The sequence below is a fragment of the Corallococcus llansteffanensis genome (assembly GCF_003612055.1).
In the GTDB taxonomy this organism is placed as follows: domain Bacteria; phylum Myxococcota; class Myxococcia; order Myxococcales; family Myxococcaceae; genus Corallococcus; species Corallococcus llansteffanensis.
This window is the reverse complement of the sequence record NZ_RAWB01000563.1, coordinates 1-6,501: the sequence shown is the minus strand read 5'-3', so window position 1 is coordinate 6,501 and position 6,501 is coordinate 1. Positions and strand designations below refer to the sequence as shown.

The window sequence follows — 6,501 nt, the reverse complement described above, 5'->3', positions numbered from 1 at the left end:
CCTCTCCGCGCCGCTGCCGCCCCCGCCCGCCTCGGGCCCCGCGGACGGCCTGGAGATGCTCAGCTTCATCGACGACACCGCCGGCAAGGACGCCGGCGGACGCGTGCCGGTGAAGCGCTTCCACGTGCGCCGCCGCTCCGGAAAGATGTTCGGCCCGTTCGAGGAAGGCGTCATCGTCAAGATGCTCGAGGACGGCCAGCTCCTGGGCAACGAGGACGTGTCGCCCGACTCGGAGAGCTGGTCCGCCATCGGCACGGTGCCCATCTTCGCCACCGCCATCCAGCGGCTGATGGAGGGCCCGTCCAAGGCGGTCCCCCTCGCGGCCTCGGCCGCCGCCGCCAACCCGGACGCGTCCGGCGCGGAGCCCGCGAACGGCCAGGCCAGCATGGAGCGGCTGCGCCAGCTCTACGAAGGCCGCATGGCCGCGGTGTCCGTCGTGGACCGCAGCGCCGCCGACCTCAAGTGGAAGAAGCGCATCCCCGTCCTGGTGGCCGCCGGCGTGTCGGTGCTCGTGCTGGGCACCGGCATCAGCTTCGAGGCCAGCCGCTACGGCGCCTTCGGCCGCCACAAGTTCTTCCCCGCCCGCGTGTCCGCCGGCTCCCCCGAGGCGAAGCTCGTGGACGAGGCGCGCAAGGGCCTCCTGGAGGACACCTACGCCAGCTACAAGGACGCGCGCGAAAAGAGCAAGACGGTGCTGGCCTCCAAGGAGTACCCCGAGGTCCGCGCCCTGTGGTGCCAGTCCGTGGCCTACCTGCAGCGCCGCTACGCCGACGGTGAGCGCGCCGACCTCAGCGAGTGCCAGAAGCAGATGGAATCCATCGAGCTCCTGGGCGAGAAGAACGTGGAGGTCATCAAGACCGCCGCCGCGCTCGCGCTCCAGTCCCGCCAGGCCGTGAACGTGCAGGCCCGGTTGCAGGACGCGTACAGCCGCGAAGGCAACCAGGGTGACCTGGAGCTCGCCTTCCTCCTGGCGGAGTCCTACGCGCAGCAGAAGGACACCGCCAACGCCATCACCACGCTGAAGAAGGTGCTGGAGCGGGAGGCGAAGTCCGCCAAGGCCCACCACGCCCTGGGCAACCTGTACCAGGAGGCGGGCAAGGCCGACGACGCCGCCCAGGCCTACGCCGCCGCGCTCGAGGCCGACCCCCGCCACGCCGCGTCCGCGGTGGAGCTGGCCGCGGTGGAGCTCCTGGTGCGCAAGTCGAACATCGAGCAGGGCGCCCAGGCCGTGGAGAGCGCCCTCAAGCTCCAGGACGCGCTGGGGCCCGCCGAGCGCGCCCGCGCCCGCGGCCTCAGGGGCGTGGCCCTCTTCCAGCAGTTCAAGCCCAAGGAGGCGGAAACCGAGCTGAAGGAGGCCCTCAAGGACAACCCGGAGTCCACCTTCATCAAGGCGCAGCTCGCCCAGGTGCTCCGCGCGCAGCGCGACTACGACGGCGCCCTGCCGCTCTACGCGTCGCTCGCGGCGGAGAGCAGCGACAGCCTGGAGTACGTGGACGGCCACATCACCTCGCTGGTGATGACGGGCAAGATGCAGGACGCGCTCACCGCCGTGGAGGCCGCCAGCAAGGGCTTCCCCAACGAGGCGCGCATCGCGTACCTCTACGGCCGCATCGAGGACGCGCTCGACAAGCCCGTGGAGGCGGAGGGCCACTTCAAGCGCGCCACCGCCGCGGATCCGAAGCTCGTGGACGCGGGCCTGTACCTGGGCCGCCTGTACCTGCGGCAGCACCGCAACGAGGATGCCCGGGCCCTGCTGGAGACCGCCGCGCAGCAGGCGCCGGAGCACGCGGGCGTGCACGCGGGCCTGGGAGAGCTGGCGCTCGCGGAGAACAACAGCCTGCTGGCGCAGCAGGAGTTCGACCGCGCCATCCAGCTGGATCCCAACCTGGCGGACGCCCACCTGGGCCTGTCGCGCGTGGCCCTGCTGGGCGGCGACGCGGTCCGCGCGGAGACGAGCGCCAACCGCGCCCTGGAGCTGGATCCGCACCTGCTGAAGGACGGACGGCTGCAGCGCGGGCTCGTGCTCTGGCGGCTGCACCGGCTGGACGAGGCCGTGGGTGAGCTGGAGAAGGCCAAGCAGGAGGACCCGCGCTCCACCACCACCCCCATCACCCTGGGCGCGGTGCTCCTGGAGAAGGGGGACCTGGCCGGCGCGGAGAGCAACCTGGGCCTCGCGCTGCGCAACGAGCCCTCCAACGCCGAGGCGCTCTACTACCTGGGCCTCGTGCGCGCGAAGCGCTCCGAGTACACCCAGGCGCTCGACAGCATGAAGAGCGCGGTGGAGCGCGCGCCCAAGCGCCCGGACTACCACTACGCCTACGGCGTCATCCTGCGCGACGCGAAGAAGCTGCCGGAGGCCATCGAGCAGTGGCAGGCGGCCGTGGCGTTGGACGCCAACTACGCGGACGCGCACGAGGCCCTGGGCCACGCGTTCCTGGAGAAGGGTGACTTCGACGGCTCCATCGCCGCCTTCGAGGCCAGCCTCAAGGCGGATCCGCAGCGCACGCGGGTGATGGGCGCCATCGGTGACGCGCTCTTCAACGCCGCGCGCTGGGACGACGCCGTGCGCCGCTACCAGGCGGCGCTCAAGGCGGATCCGAAGCTCACGTACGTCTACTACAAGGTCGCGCGCGCCTTCACGGAGCAGGCCCAGCACGCCAAGGCCATCGACTGGTACCGCAAGGCCACCACCGCCGAGCCCCAGAACCCGCAGCCCTTCTACTACCTGGGCTTCGCCTACAAGGAGCGCAACAAGCGCAAGGACGCCATCTCGGCCTTCAAGGAGTACCTGGTGAAGAAGCCGGACGCGGCGGACAAGAAGGACATCGAGGATGAAATCTACGACCTCGAACACTGACCTCCCGCCCCCCGGGCGGGCCTCCGGGCCCGCCTGACAAGGCCGGGGCGGTGGTCAGTCTCCGGGGCCGGGCGGCGTCCGGCCCTGAGCACGCCGGGTGTGGTGAGCCTTGCCGGCCCACGCCCGGGATGACTACAAGGCGGGCCCCTATGCTGGACCTCCGGAACGTTGCGCAGAACTTCGATGCGGTCGTCGCCCGACTGAAGACGCGGGGCGGCAGCCTGGACCTTGGCCCCTTCCAGGCGCTGTTCCTGGAGCGCCGCGACCTCTACATCTCCGTGGAAGCACTGGCCGCGCGCCGCAACGCCGCCAACGAGGAGATGAAGCGCAAGGCCAAGGAGGACCCGTCCGCGATGGAGAAGCTGCGCGGCGACCTGCGCGCCGTCTCCCAGGAGATCAAGGAGAAGGAGACCCGCCTCAAGGAGGTCGAGGAGGAGCTCAACCGCATCCTGCTCCTCATCCCCAACGTGCCCCATGAGTCGGTGCCCGTGGGCGCCAGCGCGGATGAGAACGTCCAGGTGAAGGCCTGGGGTGAGAAGCCGAACCTGCTCTTCACGCCGAAGCAGCACTTCGAGCTGGGCGAGTCGCTGGGCATGCTCGACTTCGAGCGCGCCGCGAAGGTGTCCGGCAGCCGCTTCACCTTCTACAAGGGCGCGCTCGCGCGGCTGGAGCGCGCGCTCGTCACGTTCATGATCGATGTGCACACGCAGAAGGGCTACACGGAGCTGCTCCCGCCCTACCTGGTGCTGCGCGAGACGATGATGGGCACGGGCCAGCTGCCCAAGTTCGAGGACGACGCGTTCAAGACGTCCGGCGAGCCCGAGCGCTTCCTCATCCCCACCGCGGAAGTGCCCGTCACGAACTACCACGCGGACGAGATCCTGGAGGGCGACCAGCTGCCCATCCGCTACTGCGCCTTCAGCCCCTGCTTCCGCGCGGAGGCCGGCGCGGCGGGGCGCGACACGCGCGGCCTCATCCGCCAGCACCAGTTCCATAAAGTGGAGCTCGTGAAGTTCGCCCCTCCGGAGAAGAGCCTGGAGGAGCTGGAGGCCATGACGGACGACGCGTGCGACATCCTGCGCCGCCTGGGCCTGCACCACCGCGTGATGCTGCTGTGCACCGGGGACATGGGCTTCGGCGCGCGCAAGACGTACGACATCGAGGTCTGGCTGCCGGGCCAGGGCGCGTACCGGGAGATTTCGTCCTGCTCGGACTGCGGCGACTTCCAGGCGCGCCGCGCGAAGATCCGCTTCCGCGCCCAGAAGGGGGACAAGCCCCAGATGGTCCACACCCTCAACGGCAGCGGGCTGGCCGTGGGGCGCACGAGCATCGCCATCCTGGAGAACTACCAGCGGGAGGACGGAAGCGTCGCCATCCCGGAGGCGTTGGTGCCGTACATGGGCGGCCTCAAGGAGCTGCGCCCCCTGTAGTCCGCGGTGGAGGGGGGCCCCCGACGTGAAAAGGGGCCAACATCCACTTGCACCGGAACCGAAATGATGTAGAAGGGCGGCCCCACGGGCGCTGTCGGCCTGCGGGGGACCATCGGCACAAGGTGTGGAGGCGTGGCCGAGCGGTTGAAGGCAGCGGTCTTGAAAACCGCAGAAGGTGAAAGCCTTCCGTAGGTTCGAATCCTACCGCCTCCGATTTTGAGCTTGAACTTAGCGGTTCTTTGACAGAGAAACGTTGGAGAGATGGCCGAGAGGCTGAAGGCACAGGTTTGCTAAACCTGCATACTCGTAAGGGTATCGAGGGTTCGAATCCCTCTCTCTCCGCCACTTGTCGTAAGCAGCACCGGAAGAAATTGCTCCCTTAGCTCAGCTGGATAGAGCGTCGGACTACGAATCCGAAGGCCGGAGGTTCGAATCCTCCAGGGAGCGCCATCTTCTTTTTGTGGCGCAGGTCTCATGAGTGACGACATCGCTTTCATGCAGCAGGCCCTTGTGCTCGCGCGGGAAGCAGCTTCACTCGGAGAAGTACCCGTCGGTGCGGTAGCGGTGCTGGACGGAAACGTCGTGGGCACGGGCTTCAACCGGCGCGAGTGCGACCGAAACCCCTTCGCCCATGCCGAGATGCTCGCGCTGGATGCCGCTGCGAAAGCACGCGGTGCCTGGCGCCTCTCTGGCGTCACCCTGTACGTGACGTTGGAACCGTGCGCCATGTGCGCCGGGGCGCTGGTTCAGTCTCGTGTCACCCGGCTCGTCTTTGGTACGATGGACCCGAAAGCGGGTGCGGTCGGCTCGCTGTACAATCTCGCGGAGGAGCCCAGGCACAATCACCGGCTCCAGGTTACAAGCGGCATCCTGGCGGAGGACAGTCGCCAGCTTCTCAAGACGTTCTTCGAGCGCTTGCGCACGAAGCGACGTGAAAACTGAATACTTGGAGAGCTGGCCGAGTGGTCGAAGGCACCTGACTCGAAATCAGGCGTACCGGTAACGGTACCGTAGGTTCGAATCCTACGCTCTCCGCTCCATCGTCCGTGGAGAGGTGGCCGAGCGGTTGAAGGCACACGCCTGGAACGCGTGCATACTCGAAAGGGTATCGTGGGTTCGAATCCCACCCTCTCCGTTGTTATCTTCGCGCTAGCAGCACTGATTTTGTGGTCGGGACAACGTGGGGGCGCGAACCCCGCCAGGTCCGGAAGGAAGCAACGGTAGCGTACTTCCGCGTGTGTCCCGGCCGTTCTGTTTTGTCATGAAGCGCCGATGTCCCCTTCGAGGGACATCGGCGCTTCTGCTTTGCGGGCAACCCCTCCCCTGCCCGGCTGCTCAGTCGCGGACGAGGATGGTTTCGCGCTCCACCTGGCGGACGACGCGGAAGCCGGCCGCCTGGAGCTCCGGCAGGGCCCGGCCCTCGAAGGTCACGGCGCGGTTGAAGGAGGGGTCGCGCATGGAGGCCTGGAAGGCGGCGTCCCGGGGCCAGTCGCAGGTGCGCCAGGGGATGTTCCGGCCGATGTAGAAGAAGCCTCCGGAGCCCCACAGCCCCTCGTTGACGATGAGGAGCCCCTTCGCGTCCCCCCGGGTGGCCTGGACGATGGCGCGGAACTGGTCCCGGCGCAGGTCCTGGGAGGGGTAGCCGTCCGTCTGCACGAAGCCCAGCCACAGCGAGGAGAAGGTCAGCACGCCTCTGAGCCCCGGGCGCTGGATGGCCATGAGGGCCGCGGACAACTGGGAAGCGGCCGCGAGCAGCCCCAGCACGAGCGCCGGGTAGAGGAAGCGCTCCTCCTTGTGCGGCGTGGCCAGGAGGACGGCGGTGTAGATGGCCGCGCAGGTGAGCGGCAGGGATAGCGTGCGCCACCGGAGCAGCGATGCGACCGACAGCGGCACGGCGGCCCAGGCCCACAGGGGCACAGCCCGGAGCAGCGGCTGCGCGTAGAACTCCGCGGGGGAGGCCCCGAACGCGGCGGCGGCCTCTCCGGAGAGGACGTTGAAGCGCACGTAGGCCAGGAACGAGTGGAAGGGCGTGCCCCAGGTCAGCCAGTCGAGCAGGCCCAGGCCCAGCGCCACACCGACGCCGCCCACGCAGGTGAACGCGAGCACGCGCCACCTGCGCGCGCCGACAAGCCAGCCCAGCGCCCCCAGGACGAAGAGGGCGGAGGGATAGCGCGTCACCACCGCGAGCCCCAGGGCCATGCCCCCCAGGAGCCC

General features: G+C 68.8%; 3 protein-coding genes, 5 tRNA genes, 1 other RNA gene and 1 pseudogene. 9 read left to right on the top strand and 1 reads right to left on the bottom strand.

Going from position 1 to position 6,501, the window contains the following annotated elements:
* From D7V93_RS35140 to ffs, 9 genes are all read left to right on the top strand, one after another.
* On the top strand, nt 1–2,857 hold a 2,857-nt coding region (locus D7V93_RS35140; RefSeq protein ID WP_120647517.1), incomplete at its 5' end, for a tetratricopeptide repeat protein.
* Nucleotides 2,858–3,006: 149 nt separating this feature from the next.
* The gene (gene serS / locus D7V93_RS35135) at nt 3,007–4,287 is read left to right on the top strand and encodes a serine--tRNA ligase (protein ID WP_120647516.1); all 1,281 of its coding nucleotides are present in this window, start codon (nt 3,007–3,009) and stop codon (nt 4,285–4,287) included.
* Nucleotides 4,288–4,413: 126 nt separating this feature from the next.
* Nucleotides 4,414–4,500: transfer RNA gene (locus D7V93_RS35130), tRNA-Ser, on the top strand.
* Nucleotides 4,501–4,542: 42 nt separating this feature from the next.
* Nucleotides 4,543–4,632, top strand: a tRNA-Ser gene (locus D7V93_RS35125).
* Nucleotides 4,633–4,660: 28 nt separating this feature from the next.
* Nucleotides 4,661–4,737: transfer RNA gene (locus D7V93_RS35120), tRNA-Arg, on the top strand.
* Nucleotides 4,738–4,761: 24 nt separating this feature from the next.
* Entirely contained in the window at nt 4,762–5,229 is a 468-nt protein-coding gene (tadA, locus tag D7V93_RS35115) for a tRNA adenosine(34) deaminase TadA (RefSeq protein ID WP_120647515.1), read from the top strand.
* 6 nt (nt 5,230–5,235) lie between these two features.
* Nucleotides 5,236–5,322: transfer RNA gene (locus D7V93_RS35110), tRNA-Ser, on the top strand.
* Nucleotides 5,323–5,335: 13 nt separating this feature from the next.
* Nucleotides 5,336–5,422, top strand: a tRNA-Ser gene (locus D7V93_RS35105).
* 28 nt (nt 5,423–5,450) lie between these two features.
* Nucleotides 5,451–5,543, top strand: an RNA gene (gene ffs, locus D7V93_RS35100) — signal recognition particle sRNA small type.
* A gap of 79 nt (nt 5,544–5,622) precedes the next feature.
* On the opposite strand, the pseudogene D7V93_RS35095 reads toward ffs, so the two are convergent.
* Nucleotides 5,623–6,501: pseudogene (locus tag D7V93_RS35095) on the bottom strand (mannosyltransferase); the annotation flags it as partial.

What these genes read in the sequence shown, in the direction of transcription:
- serS (WP_120647516.1), top strand. Translation starts at nt 3,007, where the DNA reads ATGCTGGACCTCCGGAACGTTGCGCAGAACTTCGATGCGGTCGTCGCC.
- tadA (WP_120647515.1), top strand. Translation starts at nt 4,762, where the DNA reads ATGAGTGACGACATCGCTTTCATGCAGCAGGCCCTTGTGCTCGCGCGG.